The sequence below is a fragment of the Escherichia sp. WS1118 genome, from assembly GCF_046487695.1.
GTDB classification, from domain to species: domain Bacteria; phylum Pseudomonadota; class Gammaproteobacteria; order Enterobacterales; family Enterobacteriaceae; genus Escherichia; species Escherichia coli.
In genome coordinates, this window is sequence record NZ_JBJQIZ010000006.1 from 114937 (window position 1) to 132060 (window position 17124).

The following is a 17124-nucleotide window of genomic DNA, read 5'->3' on the forward strand; positions in this document are numbered from 1 at the left end:
GCAATGAAAATTAGCGACGGAAACTGGTTGATTCAACCTGGCCTCAATTTGATTCACCCGCTTCAGATGTTCGAGGTTGAACAGCAGGGTAATGAAATGGTGGTCTATGCTGCCCCTCGTGATGTGCGTGAACGTACCTGGCAGCTTGATACGTCTTTATTTACGCTGCGCTTTTTCTCCCCACAGGAAGGTATTGTCGGTGTACGGATTGAGCATTTTCAGGGGGCGCTGAATAACGGTCCTCATTACCCGCTCAATATTTTGCAGGACGTGAAGGTCACTATCGAAAACACAGAACGTTACGCTGAGTTTAAAAGTGGCAACTTAAGTGCGCGTGTCAGCAAAGGTGAGTTCTGGTCACTGGATTTTCTGCGCAACGGCGAACGTATTACCGGTAGTCAGGTGAAAAATAACGGCTACGTGCAGGACACGAATAATCAACGAAATTATATGTTTGAGCGGCTGGATCTTGGCGTTGGCGAAACAGTTTACGGTCTGGGAGAGCGCTTTACTGCCCTGGTGCGCAATGGCCAGACGGTAGAGACCTGGAACCGGGACGGCGGCACAAGTACTGAACAGGCGTATAAAAATATCCCGTTTTATATGACTAACCGTGGTTATGGGGTACTGGTCAATCATCCTCAATGCGTCTCTTTTGAAGTGGGAGCAGAGAAAGTCTCCAAAGTACAGTTCAGCGTTGAGAGTGAATATCTCGAATACTTTGTTATCGACGGCCCGACGCCGAAAGCGGTACTTGATCGTTATACCCGTTTTACTGGCCGTCCGGCGCTGCCGCCCGCGTGGTCCTTCGGTCTGTGGCTAACCACTTCATTTACCACCAACTACGACGAAGCGACGGTAAACAGCTTTATCGATGGTATGGCGGAACGCAATCTGCCGCTGCATGTTTTCCACTTTGACTGTTTCTGGATGAAAGCCTTCCAGTGGTGCGATTTTGAGTGGGACCCGCTGACTTTTCCGGACCCGGAGGGGATGATCCGCCGTCTGAAAGCGAAAGGGCTGAAAATCTGCGTCTGGATTAACCCCTATATTGGGCAAAAATCCCCCGTCTTTAAAGAGTTACAAGAGAAAGGTTATTTACTCAAACGCCCGGACGGTTCGCTGTGGCAGTGGGATAAATGGCAGCCAGGTCTGGCGATTTATGACTTTACCAATCCGGATGCCTGCAAATGGTACGCCGACAAACTGAAAGGTCTGGTCGCGATGGGCGTTGATTGCTTTAAGACCGACTTTGGCGAACGTATTCCAACCGATGTTCAGTGGTTTGATGGTTCCGATCCGCAGAAAATGCATAACCATTATGCGTACATCTACAACGAACTGGTGTGGAACGTGCTCAAGGACACCGTTGGTGAGGAAGAAGCCGTCTTGTTTGCCCGCTCGGCCTCCGTTGGTGCGCAGAAATTTCCGGTACACTGGGGTGGCGACTGTTACGCTAACTACGAATCAATGGCGGAAAGCCTGCGCGGTGGTTTGTCTATTGGCCTTTCAGGTTTTGGCTTCTGGAGCCACGATATCGGCGGCTTTGAAAATACCGCTCCGGCGCACGTTTACAAACGCTGGTGCGCGTTTGGTTTGCTTTCCAGCCATAGCCGTTTACATGGCAGCAAATCTTATCGTGTGCCGTGGGCCTACGATGATGAGTCCTGTGATGTGGTGCGCTTCTTCACGCAACTGAAATGCCGCATGATGCCGTATCTGTATCGTGAAGCTGCACGTGCAAACGCCCGGGGTACGCCGATGATGCGGGCCATGATGATGGAGTTCCCGGACGATCCGGCTTGTGATTACCTTGACCGTCAATATATGTTAGGCGACAACGTGATGGTTGCGCCTGTGTTCACAGAAGCGGGCGATGTGCAGTTCTACCTGCCGGAAGGTCGCTGGACACACCTGTGGCACAACGATGAACTCGACGGTAGTCGCTGGCATAAACAGCAGCACAGCTTCCTGAGTCTGCCCGTTTATGTGCGTGATAGCACCCTACTGGCGCTGGGCAACAACGATCAACGTCCCGATTACGCGTGGCACGAAGGTACGGCATTCCACCTCTTTAATCTGCAAGACGGGCATGAAGCCGTCTGTGAAGTGCCCGATGCTGACGGTTCGGTGATCTTTACTTTAAAAGCAGCACGTACTGGCAACACGATTACTGTGACTGGTACGGGCGAGGCGAAGAACTGGACACTGTGCTTGCGCAATATTGTGAAAGTAAATGGTCTGCAAGGCGGTTCGCAGGCTGAAAGTGAGCAGGGACTGGTGGTGACTCCTCAAGGGAATGCGCTGACAATTACGTTGTAATCTATTGAAGAATGCCGGATACGAATGGTTTTGTGTCGTATCCGGTAAATAATCTCACATCTGGTAATAAATATTTCTTCCATCGTATTTGCGAGCATGATCACGATTATTCATCACGAAAATGTGATCTGTGCTGAAAAATATCCCTTAACCGCCTTGCTTTGTTTTATCACTGTCCGGATTACGGACAGATTTTAGTATTGTTGTGAAATTATTCTGCTTTATATTTACCCTCAGAGATGGCAACTGAAGCTCTTCCATATGGGGCTTCTTAATCTGTGATAAGGGTAAAAAATGCAAATGATTACCTCGCGACAAAACAGATTATTACGATTCCTTTTACCTCGAAGGGAATATACGACTATTGTTACGATTGCCGGCTATTTAAATGTTTCGGAAAAAACCATTCAACGTGATTTACGTTTACTTGAGCAATGGCTGGGACAATGGAGAATAAATGTTGAGAAGCGTGCTGGCGCGGGTGTGATGTTAAGTGCGGAGAATATTGCTGATTTGCTGCATCTTGATCATTTGTTGGTGGCAGAATGTGAAGAGATTGATGGTGTAATGAATAATGCCAGGCGCGTTAAAATAGCGTCGCAGTTATTAAGTGAAACACCGAATGAAACGTCGATCAGTAAATTGTCAGAACGCTACTTTATCAGCGGAGCCTCTATTGTTAATGACCTGAGAGTAATTGAGTCCTGGCTTGCGCCGTTGGGGTTATCGTTGATCCGCAGTCCAAGTGGTACGCATATTGAAGGTAGTGAAGGGCAAGTCCGACAGGCAATGGCATTACTGATTAACGGCATTATTAACCATAATGAGCCGCAAGGTGTCGTGTATTCACGTCTGGATCCCGGAAGCTATAAAGCATTAGTCCATTATTTTGGAGAAGAAGAGGTGTTATTTGTCCAGTCATTGTTACTGGATATGGAAAATGAATTAAGTTGGTCTTTGGGAGAACCTTATTACGTTAACATTTTTACTCACATCCTTATTATGATGTATCGCAACACGCACGGGAATGCGTTATCAAGAGAAGAAGATCAAACCAGACAATATGATGAAAATATCTTTAATGTTGCCAGTCAGATGATTCATAAGATAGAACAACGAATTGCACATACATTGCCCGATGATGAAGTCTGGTTTATTTATCAATATATCATTTCATCAGGTGTGGCGATTGATGGACAAAAAGATGTTAGCATTATTTCACATATGCAGGCCAGCAATGAAGCGCGTCTGATTACCTGGCGTTTAATTACGGTATTCAGTGACATCGTGGACTGCGATTTTAGTGAAGACAGCGCATTATATGATGGCTTATTGGTGCATATTAAGCCGCTGATTAACCGTCTAAATTATCGCATTCATATCCGTAATCCATTGCTGGAAGATATTAAAGCAGAATTAGCGGATGTCTGGCGGTTGACGCAATATGTGGTGAATCAGGTATTTAAAACCTGGGGTGAGAATGCAGTGAGCGAGGATGAAGTGGGTTACCTGACCGTTCATTTTCAGGCTGCGATGGAGCGGCAAATTGCCCGTAAACGTGTATTACTGGTCTGTTCAACCGGAATCGGAACTTCGCATCTACTGAAAAGCCGTATTCTGCGAGCATTTCCTGAATGGACGATTGTTGATGTTATTTCAGCAGCGAATTTATCACAGGTTTTGCCTGACAATATCGAACTGATTATTTCGACCATTAATTTGCCTACAGTCACTATGCCGGTCGCTTATGTTACCGCTTTTTTTAATGATGCCGATATTAAGCGGGTCACTGAAATGGTGATTACGGAAAAATTACATCATGCGACGTCTCGGGTCGTTGAAATTTAATGTCAGAATTTTATGAGGTATGACGAATGGACATAACAAAAATCCTGAATACGAATCGCGTTATTTTAGATATGCAAGCGACGAATAAAGCGGAGGCGATTGAAGAATTAACTAATCTTCTCAAAAAAGATGGTGCGATCGATTGTCGGGAAACCTTTATTAAAGATGTCTGGCAGCGCGAAGCGGAAGGCTCGACTGGTTTTGAAAATCATATTGCGATCCCGCATGGTAAATCTTCAGCTGTGATTAATACTACGCTGGCAATTGGCCGTACCCGCCAGGATATTCCCTGGGAAACGCTGGATGGCAGTAGCGTGCGCTGTATTATTTTATTTGCGGTACGTCTTGAAGATCAAAATACCACCCATATCCGTTTACTTTCCCAGGTCGCGGGCGCGCTGGCGGATGATGACATCATAGAACAATTGTTAGTTGAGACGAGTCCGCAAAAAATCATTGATCTCTTTAGTCAGTATGCACAATCCGATGTCTGCTAAATAACAGGGAGTATGTCATGAATATTGTCTGTGTTGCCGCCTGTACGGCGGGTATTGCTCATACCTATATTGCTCGTGAAAAGTTAATCAAAGGAGCAAAAGCTCTGGGCCATACCATTAAAGTTGAAACCCAGGGAACCATTGGTACAGAAAATGAATTACAGGCGGCAGATATCTCTGCTGCTGACGTCGTGATTCTTGCTGTAGATGTGAAAATAAAAGGAGAAGAACGCTTCACCAATAAACGTATTGTGCGAGTAAAGACAGAGATCGTCATTAAATCGCCCGTTCAATTTCTTGAAAAGGTCGAAAAATCACTGGGAAACAAATGATCCTTATACTGGAGGGATCTTAATATGAAAGACAATAAAATTCCGGTTTCACAGGAAATTAAAAAACATTTATTAACCGGCATCTCGTGGATGATACCCCTTATTGTGGCCGCCGGGATATGTATTGCGTTGGGGCAAGTTCTTGGCGGTACAGATGTTGGTGAAAAAACAGGAACAATCCCGTGGATGCTTAATCAGATTGGCGGCTGGGGAATGGGGCTGATTGTGCCGCTGATTAGCGCGGCAATTGCCTATTCTATTGCCGATCGTCCCGGATTTGCCCCGGGCCTGATTGTCGGCTTTCTCTGCGGGCAAATCCATACCGGATTTATTGGCGGTATGTTGGGTGGTTTCCTGGTGGGCTACACCATTTTGCTACTTAAACGCTATATCCGCCTGCCGCAGTCGATGCAAGGACTCATGCCAATCATGGTGTTGCCGGTATTAAGCACCATTATCGGTGGGCTGTTAATGATGACGCTGATTGGTAAACCCATCGCCTGGTTACAAGAAGCACTGATTCATTTGCTCGAGTCGATGCAGGGCGGATCGCGCTTCCTGATGGGGGCCATACTTGGCGCGATGGCAACCTTCGATTTCGGTGGTCCGGTCAACAAAACCATGTCGCTGTTTTCCGATGGCTTGCTGGTCAGTGGCGTCTACGGACCAGAAGCCGTGAAATTTGTCGGCTCAATCATCCCTCCGTTTGGCATCACACTTTCGTTCTTACTGACACGCCATAAATATACCCGTGCGGAGCGCGAGGCGCTGAAAGCCGCGTTTCCGATGGGGATCTGCATGATCACTGAAGGAGTCATTCCGATCGCCGCGCGTGACCTGCTGCGAGTAGTGGGATCTTGTGTGGTGGCATCGGCGGTCGCGGGCGGCTTAATCATGGTGTGGGGCGTGGAGAGTCCGGTTCCGCATGGCGGCATGTTTGTTGTGCCTCTGTTCACCCATCCTCTGCTGTTTTGCCTGGCGCTGGGTATAGGCACGGTGATTTGTGGCGTGATGCTTTCACTCTGGAAGAAACCGGTAACGGAACGCGACGAAGAGTTTGACGAACTGAGCGATCAAAAGCTGAAAGATGAAGAGATCACTTTCACCCTCGAATAACCGGAGGCCCTATGTTTGCCGATATGAAAAGTATGGTGATGAAAGCCTGGCATGAACATTACGCCTTGCTGGCGATCAACTGTATGAATCTGGAAAGTGCTCACGCAGCTATCCGCGTGGCGGAGAAGAATCGCGCTCCGATCATTCTCAATCTCTATCAGGGGCATCTGGCGCATTTTCCTGCACCCGTCGCGGCGGCAGTGGTTAAAACGCTCGCGGAATCTGCCTCAGTACCGGTCACTCTGGCGCTTGATCATGGCAAAAATCCGGACTGTATTCGTCAGGCGTTTCGTGCTGGTTTCAGCGGATTAATGATTGATGCTTCTGCTTTTCCCCTGGAGGAAAACGTGCGCCAGACCAGGGCGGTGGTGGAACTCGCCGCCAGCGCGCAGCTCTGCGTGGAAGGCGAACTGGGCCATCTGGCAGATGCGCCGCGTTACGACCAGGCCGCCAATGCAGACCTGATGACGCAACCCACTGATGTGGAAACGTTTATCGCGCAGACAGGCATTGATCTACTGGCCGTCTCGGTAGGCACGGCGCACGGCATGTACGCGCCTGGTGTTGTACCTGCTATTGATTTTCAGCGTCTGGCGGAGATTTTCCACTGCTCGAGCGTGCCTCTGGCATTACATGGCGGTAGCGGTACGCCGTTCGATCAGCTCCAGCTCTGTACGACGCTGGGGGTAGCAAAAATCAACGTGGGGGCGGCCATTTTTGAACGGGGGAAATCCGCGCTCCTGCATACCCTCTGTCACGATATATCCATTGAACTGGTGGACGCGCTGAAAGCTATGGAACTGGCCTTCGAAGAAGCGATTACACCGTATTTACAGGCGAGCGGCTCTATCGGCAAAGCCTGATTCATTTTCTGTCATGGCCTTTATGCCAGTGCAATAACGCACCGGCAGGGCGGACTACACGCTGAAACTGGAGATTTAACATGTTAGTTTCGATGAAAGAATTACTGCAACCTACCCGCCAGCACGGCTTTGCCATTGGCGCATTTAATGTGGCGGATAACTGTTTCCTTCGCGCAGTCGTGGATGAAGCAGAAGCGACAAATACTCCGGCGATTATTGCCATCCATCCCAGCGAACATGATTTTGTGGGCGATGCCTTTTTCGCTCACGTTCGCGAAATTACCCAGCGTAGTCCGGTCCCGTTTGTACTGCACCTCGATCATGGTGCCTCTGTAGAGCATGTTTTGCGTGCGATTCGCTGCGGATTTACCTCAGTAATGATCGACGGTTCGCTGCTGCCGTATGAAGAAAACGTGGCGCTGACCGCAGAAGTGGTTCGCCTCGCTCACGCGGTTGGCGTGTCGGTTGAGGGTGAACTGGGAACCATCGGACAAACAGGAACGTCGGTAGAAGGTGGTGTTTCACAAGTGACCTACACAGATCCGGCGCAGGCCGCCGATTTTATTGCTCGTACAGGTGCCGACACACTGGCTGTGGCGATTGGTACAGCGCATGGCATCTATCCAAAAGGGATGCAACCGAAGCTGCAAATGGACATTTTGCGCGACATTGCCGGACGTATTGATATTCCGCTGGTACTACACGGTGGTTCGGCAAACCCGGACGCGGAGATTGCTGAATCAGTTACGCTCGGCGTCGGCAAAATCAATATCTCCAGCGATATGAAATACGCCTATTTCCAGAAAGTGCGTGAAATTCTCGCTAAAGAGAGCTGGTGGGACCCGAACGTCATCTATCCGGATGCGATTAACGCGGCGCGGGAAGTCATTCGCCACAAAATGAAACTGTTCGGTTCGCTCGGTAAAGCATCACTGTACTAAGCCAGAAGGGCGGGGTGACCCGCCTTTTACGCAACAAGGAACGAGATATGCACTATCTGGGGTTGGATATTGGTGGGACCAAAATCGCCGCCGTTGTCATGGATGCGCATGGCTGGGAGATTCGCCGTTACCGCTGCCCGACGCAAAAGTCGACATATCAACAATTTGTCTCATGCGTTGTGGCGCTTATCGAGCAGATTAGGCGGGACGTTCAACGACCGATGCTGACAGGGATCGCCTTACCCGGCAGTATCTCGCCACTCACTGGCCTGATTAAAAACGCGAATATTCAGGTGATTAACGGTCATGCGTTACAGGCTGATTTGCAGCAATTGCTTGGGCAACCGGTGGTGATAGCCAATGATGGTAACTGTTTCGCGCTATCAGAAGCTTGCGACGGTGCCGGGCAAGATTATGACGTGGTATTTGGTATTACGCTTGGTACGGGCTGCGGCGGTGGCATTGCCATCAAGCAACGACCGTTTATAGGGGCCTGGGGAAATGCTGCCGAATGCGGTCATATCACGTTGCCAGGCTATACGGAGCAGGAAGATGGTCCATCAGTCAGTTGCTATTGCGGCAAACACAACTGCGTGGAGTCGTTTGTTTCCGGCAGCGGTTTTAGTGAACGCTATCAACAGCTGACTGGTAACTTGCTCACTCCTGCGGCGATTGTCACCCTGGCACAACGTGGTGATGCTTGTGCCATGCAGCAGGTGGCACGTTTTCGCCAACAGCTTGCCCGCACGCTGGCAACCATCGTTAACGTTGTTGACCCTGGCGTGATTGTGATCGGCGGCGGGCTTTCGAATGTGGAACTGCTTATCACCGATCTGAACGCAGAAGTCGCTCCACTGGTTTTCACCGATCAATTCACCACTCCCATTGTAAAAGCACAGCACGGCGACAGTAGCGGAATGCGTGGCGCTGCCTGGCTTGCTATGCGCAACGGAGAAGCCAATGAAACGTTCACAAATTAATTATGTTATTGATAAAGCACATGCCATTGCGCAGACCTTCCGCGTTTGTTTGCCAGAGTTCGCCTATTTTACGGTGGATGACTGGCTGCAGCGGGAACGGGATAACTGGCAAGAAGTGGTCGACTTACAGCTCGGTTGGGATATCACCGATTTTGGTCGTGGTGATTTCAACCAAACGGGACTAACACTGCTAACGATGCGCAACGGCGCGCTGGGGTCGGCGGCATATCCAAAACCGTATGCTGAGAAAATGTTGCAGATCCAACAAGATCAGCAGACTCCCTGGCATTTTCACACCCACAAAATGGAAGATATCCTCAATCGGGGCGGTGGAGACTTATGCATGCAGTTGGCCTGGGCCAACGAAGCCAATCTCTGTGATGATCAACGAGTCATTACCGTGAGTGTTGATGGTCAGCGGCGTACCATGAAACCTGGTGAAACGCTGGTGCTAAAGCCGGGGCAGGGCATTTGCCTGCCGCCGCGTCTGTATCATCGCTTCTGGGCGGAAAAAGCGTTTGTTCTCGGCTGGGAAATCTCGATGGTAAATGATGACCAACACGATAATTATTTTCTTGAGCCGGGAGGACGTTTTCCGGCGATAGAAGAAGATGAACCGGTGAAATGGTTATTGTGCAGTGAGTATGGAATTTTGCGCTAATAACGGGGAACGCTAGCGCTGATATCCGCTAGCGTCCTTATTTTTACTGCACCGGCTCCGTCGACGTAACTTCACCACTGGAAACTACGCCCGCATTCATGGTTTGAGTCACTTGCTGCTTTGCGGCATTCACGGCATGCAATTGCCCGCTAACCGTAGGTTTCAGCGGGACATTGGCCTGAATATCGCCACTGGCGGTAAGCTGAATATTGCCGTCGCCAGTCAACGGTAATTCAGGCCATCCCCAATGTTGCAAAATATTCACCGGCACACCGCGTCCATTCAGGCTGATATGGGTCTGACGTTGTGGCGTTTGTGAAACACTGGCGGTGGCTTCCAGAATGCCTTTTTCAGTAAATGCACTCAGTTCGCTGATATTCACCGTGCTGCTGTTGGCAGTTAGCGCCAGCGACGGACGACGGACATCAACACGATTAAACGTTGCGGCGGCGGCATTCAGATTCGCCGAGCCACTCCAGACGCCCCATTTATGATCGGTAACCAGCGTCAGATTGGCACCGTAACCATCGAGCGCGGTGAGCTGCCACGGGAAGTCAGGGTCGATATCAATGATCAGATTGCGGCTGGCGCTAAATCTCTTCAGTTGCAGGCTGTTTAACCAACCGGGTGTCGTTTCCATCCACAACTGTTGCCAGTTTTTTGGCAAGGTATATTCCAGTCCGGCAATTGCCGCATCATCGAGGATCAGCGTTTTCCCGTCGCGTTGCCAGTTTCCTGACGTTCTGACCATACCCCCTTCCCAGCGGCTGGTGAACTGGCGCAGTGCTACGCCCTGCGGGGAAAATTCTGCGTTTATAATCGGATCAAATAAATGCAGCGAGCCATAAATAAACTCGCTGGCGTTCATCGACAGTTTGCCTTCCTGTGTCTGCCAGTCATCTTTACTGAAGGTCATGTTGCGCAAGCTGAGATCGAGGTCGGTCACCGCCCAGTCCGGACCTTGCAAACGAGCATCGATGACTTCCAGGCGACCAATCTGCAACGACGGGACAGAGCGTAATGGCGCAAAGAAGTCGGTTAGCGATTTTTCGCTTTGTAGACGGATATCCGCCAGGCGCAGGTTTTCCACTTGCCAGCTGCCGTCAGCGTTACGCTGCGCGTTTCCGGTTAATGTCCCGCGGGCGATGTCGGCACCCAGGTTAGTCAGCGTAACGCGATCGTTATCAATACTGCCTTCAATCAGTACATTGGTGGCAGGAACATCATTGAGCGAAAGCGATCCGGCACTAAACTGAATCTGCGCCTTCGTACCCAGCACTTTACCGGCTTCTGGTGACCACGGAACCACGCCGCCATTTACCCGCTGCGCGCTCAGTTTCCATTCGCTATTCGGGCTATTAAACGCCATATCACGCAGTTGCAGACGATCGGCTTTGAACGGTAGCGGCGCGGTCTGGTCGGTGAGATTCAGCGTCCCGTTTTCCAGCAGGATGGTATCGACATGGCGTGGTTCGGTCAGTTGCCGACTGCTTAGCGCAATGTCGACACTTTTTGCTACCAGGGTCGCGGGCTGGCCATCACGGCCAAACGTGACGTTCTCCAGCACGATATGAGATGGCGCGGAAAAACGGTGATCCATCGCCCCGAAGGCCAGATGATAGTCGCTATTCTCGGAAACCCATGCGCTGATATGTTCTGCTCCCCAGCGGGTTTGCAGAAGAAAATAGAGGCCAGCGATCACCACTAACAGAGCGATGAAAATGTAGAGAAGCAGCTTCCCAATAAATTTCATGGTCTTCCATCCCGTGAAATGCACATAAGGGAGTTATGCACGATTTACGCGCAATCCTCAAGGCGGGAATGGTGAAAGAGGTGAGACTGCGGCGGTAATTATCTTACCGCCGCCAGTGAATTACTGTTTTTCTGGTGGGAAAATCAGATTCAGCACGATGGCAGTAATACCGCCCGCGGCAATCCCGGAGGAGAGTAGGTTTTTCAGCCATTCAGGGGCAAACTGCAAAATCAGCGGCTGCTGAGACACGCCCAGACCGACCGCCAGCGACAGCGCGATAATCAGAATTGCCCGGCGGTTCAGCGGCTCACGAGAAACGATACGCACACCGGAGGCGGCGATGGTGCCAAACATTACAAGCGTTGCGCCGCCCAGAACCGGTTCTGGAATGTGTTGTACAAAACCGCTCACTGCCGGGAACAGACCCAGCACGATCAACATCAGCGCGACGACAAAACCGACATAGCGGCTGGCAACACCGGTTAACTGGATCACCCCGTTGTTCTGCCCGAAGCAGGAGTTCGGGAAGGTATTAAATACCGCCGAGACAAACGAGTTCAGGCCGTTTGCCAGCACGCCGCCTTTCAGGCGTTTCATGTACAGCGGACCGGAAACCGGCTGTTCGGAAACGTCAGAGGTCGCCGTGATATCGCCAATGGTTTCCAGCGAAGTGATCATAAAGACCAGCATCAGCGGCAGCAGCAGACTCCATTCAATGCCAAGACCGTAATAGAGCGGCGTTGGCACCATAATCAGTTCTTGTGTCCTCGGTTCGTTGCTTTCTGGCAACATGCCCATAAACCACGCCAGCGCATATCCGGCCGCCATCGCAATGACCAGTGAGGCCACGCGTAAGTAAGGGTTACGTTGACGGTTAAGCAGGATAATTAAGGCTAAGACCACGCCTGCCAGCAGCAGATTTTTCGGTGCGCCGAAGGTGTTATCGCTCATGGCTGCGTAACCGCCGCCAATGGAGGTCAGTCCAACCTGAATTAGCGACAGGCCGATAATCATCACCACAACGCCAGAAACCAGTGGCGTAATAATGCGGCGCGCCAGATGCAGAACGCGGGAGATCACCATCTCGGTACAACTTGCCAGCATCAACGTGCCGAACAAAGCTGCCATCATGGTAGGAACATCAGCACCACCGGTCTTCAGCGCTGTGCCGCCCATAATCAGCGGAGCAACAAAGTTGAAGCTGGTGCCCTGAATAGACAACAACCCGGAGCCAACCGGACCCCAGGCCTTAATTTGAATAATCGATGCCACACCGGAGGCAAACAGCGACATACTAATAATGTGTTGCGTGTCTTGTGCCGGTAAACCCAGCGCCTGGCAGATTAATAGCGCTGGCGTGATCACCGCAACGAACATCGCCAGCAAATGCTGACAGGCGGCAAACAGGGTTTGAGGAAGCGGCGGACGATCTTCAAGACGGTAAATCAGTTCGCTGTTTTGAGTCTGCGCAACCGGTTGCGCATTTTCTGACTCGAGGGTGGAAACAGACATCGAAAACAATCCCGTGGTAGCAAAGCGGGCATTTTAGCTGACCGAAAGAGAAAAGCAAACGTTTGCCACATCCTCATCTAAATATTTAAATGAGATAAATGTACTTTTTTATATAACTTTTAGTTGTTTTCTGCTTAAAATCCATGCCATTTTTCTAGTTTCAGCTAAGAATTCGAACCAGGAAAGCATGACTCGATACTCGTCATATTTCGCCTTACTGCAAATGCGCGATGAAGTATGACGAGTATGAAAGAGTGATGCGGACACAAAGGAGTAACTATGTTTCATCTCGATACTTTAGCAACGCTTGTTGCCGCAACGCTGACGTTGCTGCTCGGGCGCAAGTTGGTCCATTCCGTCTCCTTTTTGAAAAAATACACCATACCGGAACCTGTTGCGGGTGGTTTATTAGTGGCGCTGGCGCTGCTGATACTGAAAAAAAGCATGGGCTGGGAAGTCAACTTTGATATGTCCCTGCGCGATCCGTTGATGCTGGCTTTCTTCGCCACCATTGGCCTGAACGCCAACCTTGCCAGTCTGCGAGCTGGTGGGCGTGTGGTGGGGGTTTTCCTGATTGTGGTTGTTGGCCTGTTGGTGATGCAAAATGCCATTGGCATTGGTATGGCTAGCCTGTTAGGGCTTGATCCGCTGATGGGGCTGCTGGCCGGTTCTATTACGCTTTCCGGCGGTCACGGTACGGGTGCTGCATGGAGTAAATTGTTCATTGAACGTTATGGCTTCACCAACGCGACAGAAGTGGCGATGGCCTGTGCAACGTTCGGTTTGGTGCTGGGCGGCTTGATTGGCGGTCCGGTGGCGCGCTATCTGGTGAAACACTCCACCACACCGAACGGTATTCCGGATGACCAGGAAGTTCCGACTGCGTTCGAAAAGCCGGATGTGGGCCGCATGATCACCTCGCTGGTGCTGATTGAAACTATCGCGCTGATTGCTATCTGCCTGACGGTGGGGAAAATTGTTGCGCAACTTTTGGCTGGTACTGCTTTTGAACTACCGACCTTCGTCTGTGTACTATTTGTTGGCGTGATTCTGAGCAACGGTCTGTCAATGATGGGCTTTTACCGCGTCTTTGAGCGAGCGGTATCCGTGCTGGGTAACGTAAGCCTGTCGTTGTTCCTGGCGATGGCGCTGATGGGGCTGAAACTGTGGGAGCTGGCTTCGCTGGCGTTGCCGATGCTGGCGATTCTGGTGGTACAGACCATCTTCATGGCGTTGTATGCCATCTTCGTTACCTGGCGCATGATGGGCAAAAACTACGATGCGGCAGTGCTGGCTGCGGGTCACTGTGGTTTTGGCCTCGGTGCAACGCCAACGGCAATCGCCAACATGCAGGCGATCACTGAACGCTTTGGCCCGTCGCACATGGCGTTCCTGGTCGTGCCGATGGTCGGTGCGTTCTTTATCGATATCGTCAATGCGCTGGTGATTAAGCTGTATTTGATGTTGCCGATTTTTACGGGTTAACCGATGAAGCGGCGGTCTTCTCACCGCCGCCTTTTACGCATTCGAGTAGCGTTCTGTTTCTGGCATCCAGCGTTCTATCAGGGCTTTTGCCTGTTGTGGGTAACGTTCGTGAATATGTCGCGCCAGGCGCTGAACTTCCGGGATCATCGCCTGATCGCGCAGTAAATTCGCCACTTTAAATTCAGCATTCCCCGTCTGACGTGTACCTAACAATTCGCCAGGGCCGCGAATCTCCAGATCTTTCTGTGCAATCACAAAACCATCGTTGCTGTCGCGTAGTACCTGCAGGCGGATTTGCGCGGTTTTGGAGAGCGGCGTTTTGTAGAGCAGCACGCAGTGAGAGGCCACCGCGCCACGACCCACGCGGCCACGTAACTGGTGTAACTGCGCCAGACCCAGACGCTCCGGGTTTTCGATAATCATCAGACTGGCATTGGGTACATCAACACCGACTTCAATGACAGTAGTGGCAACCAGCAGGTGTAGCTCGCCTTGTTTAAACGATGTCATCACCGCCTGTTTCTCGGCGGGTTTCATCCGTCCGTGAACCAGGCCAACATTCAACTCTGGTAGCGCCAGTTTCAACTCTTCCCAGGTCGCTTCCGCCGCCTGCGCTTCCAGTAATTCCGACTCTTCAATCAACGTACAAACCCAGTACGCCTGACGCCCTTCAGTCATACAGGCGTGGCGCACGCGGTCAATGATATCGATACGGCGGGTATCAGGAATAGCGACCGTAGTCACTGGCGTGCGGCCTGGTGGCAGCTCATCTATCACCGAGGTATCGAGATCGGCATACGCAGTCATCGCCAGCGTGCGGGGGATGGGCGTGGCGGTCATGATCAACTGATGCGGATGGAAGCCCTGCTGCTGGCCTTTCTCCCATAACGCCAGACGCTGATGTACGCCAAAACGATGCTGTTCGTCGATAATCACCAGCGCCAGGCCGTTAAACTGCACCTGTTCCTGGAAAATGGCGTGCGTACCAACAATCATCTGCACCTGACCGCTGGCGATGGCTTCTTGCTGAGCCAGTCGTGCTTTACCTTTCTGTTTTCCGGCGAGCCAGCCTACTTCGATACCGAGCGGTGCAAACCAGTTACGGAAGTTATTGGCGTGCTGCTCGGCGAGTAATTCGGTTGGTGCCATCAGTGCCACCTGTTTGCCGTGGGCAACCGCACGCAACGCGGCGAGGGCGGCGACCAGCGTTTTACCGGAACCTACATCGCCCTGCACCAGACGCATCATCGGCACATCCAGCGCCATATCGCGCTCGATCTCCGCCACTACGCGTGCCTGTGCGCCCGTTGGCTTGAACGGTAAGGCGGCGAGGAGTTTATTTTTCAGCGCGTCATTGGCGCTCAGCGGCTGAGCATGAAAACGTTGTGCACCGGCACGTAACGCCAACATGCTGAGGTTGTGCGCCAGCAACTCTTCGAGAATCAGCCGGCGTTGTGCCGGATGCTGCCCGGTTTCGAGATCGCTAAGCTGTAGCGTCGGCGGCGGGCGGTGCAAAGTGCGCAACGCTTCCGGTAGCGTCATCATTCCTTGTGACAGTTCCGGCGGCAGGAGTTCTTCAATGGCGCATGTGTCGAGCAGATCCAGCGCCTGGTCGGTTAATTTACGCAGCGTAGCCTGCTTTACGCCTTCCGTAGTTGGATAAACCGGTGTGAGCGTTTCCTGTAACTCTGGCGTGCTGAGATCGCCCTGTACGCGGTATTCCGGGTGGATCATCTCCGCACCATATTTGCCGCGCTTTGCTTCGCCATAGGCCAGCACGCGGCGGCCTGTCGCCAGGCTATTTTTCATTGCCGCATTGAAGTTGAAAAAGCGCATAGTGAGAATGCCGGAACCGTCGCTGATCTGGCAGGTCATCATCCGCCGACCGCCGAAGGAGATATTGCAGTTCAGCACTTCGCCTTCCACCGTGGCATAAACACCCGGCAGTAGTTCACCGATGGGGTAGAGATGTGTGCGATCTTCGTAGCGCAGAGGAAGGTGTAAGAGCAAATCCTGTACGGTATGCAGGTTGATTTTCGCCAGCTTGTTACTAAGCGCTGCGCCAACGCCCGTTAGGGAACTGAGCGGGACAGCATCTAACAGGCGACCTTTCATCGCGCTTACCCTGCGGCCTGCATGGTGGACCACCAGTCAGCATCGGCTTCAATCTCGCCTTGCTGATTAACGTGGGGGTAGGGCAGACCTTTGCGTTTTGCGACTTTCGCCAGCACCGGATAGCCGCCTTCAAACAGCAGGCGTTGTTGCTCGGCTTCCGGCAACATGCTGTTTTCACGCAGGTACATGCCCGCATTTTGCCGCTGGCGCTGGGCTTCGTAAAGAATGAGGGCTGAGGCAACGGAAACATTCAGCGACTGCACCATGCCGATCATCGGAATGATGATATCCTGATCCGCCAGGGCCAACGCTTCCTGCGTGATGCCCGTTTTCTCCTGTCCCATCAAAATACAGGTCGGGCGAGTGTAATCAATTTCGCGGAAATCAACAGCGTTATCAGAAAGATGGGTTGCCAGAATCTGCATGCCCTGGCCTTTCAGATGAGCGACGGCATCGCCAATGGTGCGGTGCGTTTTCACCTGTACCCAGCTGTTACTACCCGCAGCTGCCGAAGCCATGGTGCGCATCCGGCTGCCAGGCCAGACAGCATGAACTTCATGTACGCCAACGGCATCTGCGGTACGAATAATCGCAGAAACGTTATGAGGTTTGTGGACCTGCTCCATGCAGACGGTCAGATCAGGCTGCCGCTTGGCGAGCATTTCGCAGATGCGTGCATAACGTGTTGGGTTCATAAAA

Annotated in this window: 14 protein-coding genes; 10 read left to right on the forward strand and 4 right to left on the reverse strand. The window is 51.6% G+C overall.

Going from position 1 to position 17124, the window contains the following annotated elements:
- Positions 1 to 3 precede the first annotated feature (3 nt).
- The 9 genes from yicI (at position 4) to ACJHYO_RS12565 (ending at position 9560) form a co-directional block, all read left to right on the forward strand.
- Positions 4 to 2322, forward strand: coding sequence for an alpha-xylosidase (yicI, locus tag ACJHYO_RS12525; RefSeq protein ID WP_000702873.1), 2319 nt, complete (start codon positions 4 to 6; stop codon positions 2320 to 2322).
- A gap of 294 nt (positions 2323 to 2616) precedes the next feature.
- A complete protein-coding gene (locus ACJHYO_RS12530; RefSeq protein ID WP_001314234.1) occupies positions 2617 to 4170 on the forward strand; it encodes a BglG family transcription antiterminator in 1554 nt (517 codons plus the stop codon).
- A 26-nt stretch (positions 4171 to 4196) separates the two neighbouring features.
- Positions 4197 to 4667 carry a PTS sugar transporter subunit IIA gene (locus ACJHYO_RS12535; RefSeq protein ID WP_000355546.1) on the forward strand — a complete coding sequence of 157 codons (471 nt, stop codon included), beginning with the start codon at positions 4197 to 4199 and terminating at the stop codon, positions 4665 to 4667.
- Between the two features lie 17 nt (positions 4668 to 4684).
- Positions 4685 to 4999 carry a PTS fructose transporter subunit IIB gene (locus ACJHYO_RS12540; RefSeq protein ID WP_001028073.1) on the forward strand — a complete coding sequence of 105 codons (315 nt, stop codon included), beginning with the start codon at positions 4685 to 4687 and terminating at the stop codon, positions 4997 to 4999.
- 24 nt (positions 5000 to 5023) lie between these two features.
- Complete coding sequence (locus ACJHYO_RS12545) at positions 5024 to 6115, forward strand: PTS fructose transporter subunit IIC (protein ID WP_000654324.1); 1092 nt, start codon at positions 5024 to 5026, stop codon at positions 6113 to 6115.
- An 11-nt stretch (positions 6116 to 6126) separates the two neighbouring features.
- Positions 6127 to 6978: a class II fructose-bisphosphate aldolase gene (locus tag ACJHYO_RS12550; protein ID WP_000457132.1), complete on the forward strand. Its 852-nt coding sequence runs from the start codon at positions 6127 to 6129 to the stop codon at positions 6976 to 6978.
- 80 nt (positions 6979 to 7058) lie between these two features.
- Positions 7059 to 7919 carry a ketose-bisphosphate aldolase gene (locus ACJHYO_RS12555; RefSeq protein WP_000961378.1) on the forward strand — a complete coding sequence of 287 codons (861 nt, stop codon included), beginning with the start codon at positions 7059 to 7061 and terminating at the stop codon, positions 7917 to 7919.
- Positions 7920 to 7966: 47 nt separating this feature from the next.
- Positions 7967 to 8899, forward strand: a complete 933-nt coding sequence (locus ACJHYO_RS12560; RefSeq protein WP_085455601.1) for an ROK family protein — start codon at positions 7967 to 7969, stop codon at positions 8897 to 8899.
- A complete protein-coding gene (locus ACJHYO_RS12565; RefSeq protein WP_001297961.1) occupies positions 8880 to 9560 on the forward strand; it encodes a D-lyxose/D-mannose family sugar isomerase in 681 nt (226 codons plus the stop codon). Before ACJHYO_RS12560 ends, ACJHYO_RS12565 begins: the two co-directional genes overlap by 20 nt.
- Before the next feature lie 43 nt (positions 9561 to 9603).
- On the opposite strand, the gene ACJHYO_RS12570 is transcribed toward ACJHYO_RS12565, so the two are convergent.
- Entirely contained in the window at positions 9604 to 11313 is a 1710-nt protein-coding gene (locus ACJHYO_RS12570; protein ID WP_085455600.1) for an AsmA family protein, read from the reverse strand.
- 120 nt (positions 11314 to 11433) lie between these two features.
- Entirely contained in the window at positions 11434 to 12825 is a 1392-nt protein-coding gene (gene xanP, locus ACJHYO_RS12575; RefSeq protein ID WP_012601796.1) for a xanthine/proton symporter XanP, read from the reverse strand.
- Positions 12826 to 13104: 279 nt separating this feature from the next.
- Here xanP and gltS point away from each other — a divergent pair, with 279 nt between their 5' ends.
- Positions 13105 to 14310, forward strand: coding sequence for a sodium/glutamate symporter (gene gltS / locus ACJHYO_RS12580; RefSeq protein ID WP_000468827.1), 1206 nt, complete (start codon positions 13105 to 13107; stop codon positions 14308 to 14310).
- A 33-nt stretch (positions 14311 to 14343) separates the two neighbouring features.
- Here gltS and recG read toward each other — a convergent pair whose 3' ends face one another.
- Together recG and trmH are read right to left on the reverse strand one after the other, a co-directional pair.
- On the reverse strand, positions 14344 to 16425 hold the full coding sequence (gene recG / locus ACJHYO_RS12585; RefSeq protein ID WP_000678407.1) for an ATP-dependent DNA helicase RecG: 2082 nt from the start codon (positions 16423 to 16425) through the stop codon (positions 14344 to 14346).
- Positions 16426 to 16430: 5 nt separating this feature from the next.
- Positions 16431 to 17120 (reverse strand): tRNA (guanosine(18)-2'-O)-methyltransferase TrmH, encoded by a 690-nt coding sequence (trmH, locus tag ACJHYO_RS12590; protein ID WP_096949706.1) that lies wholly within the window; start codon positions 17118 to 17120, stop codon positions 16431 to 16433.
- Between the last annotated feature and the right edge of the window lie 4 nt (positions 17121 to 17124).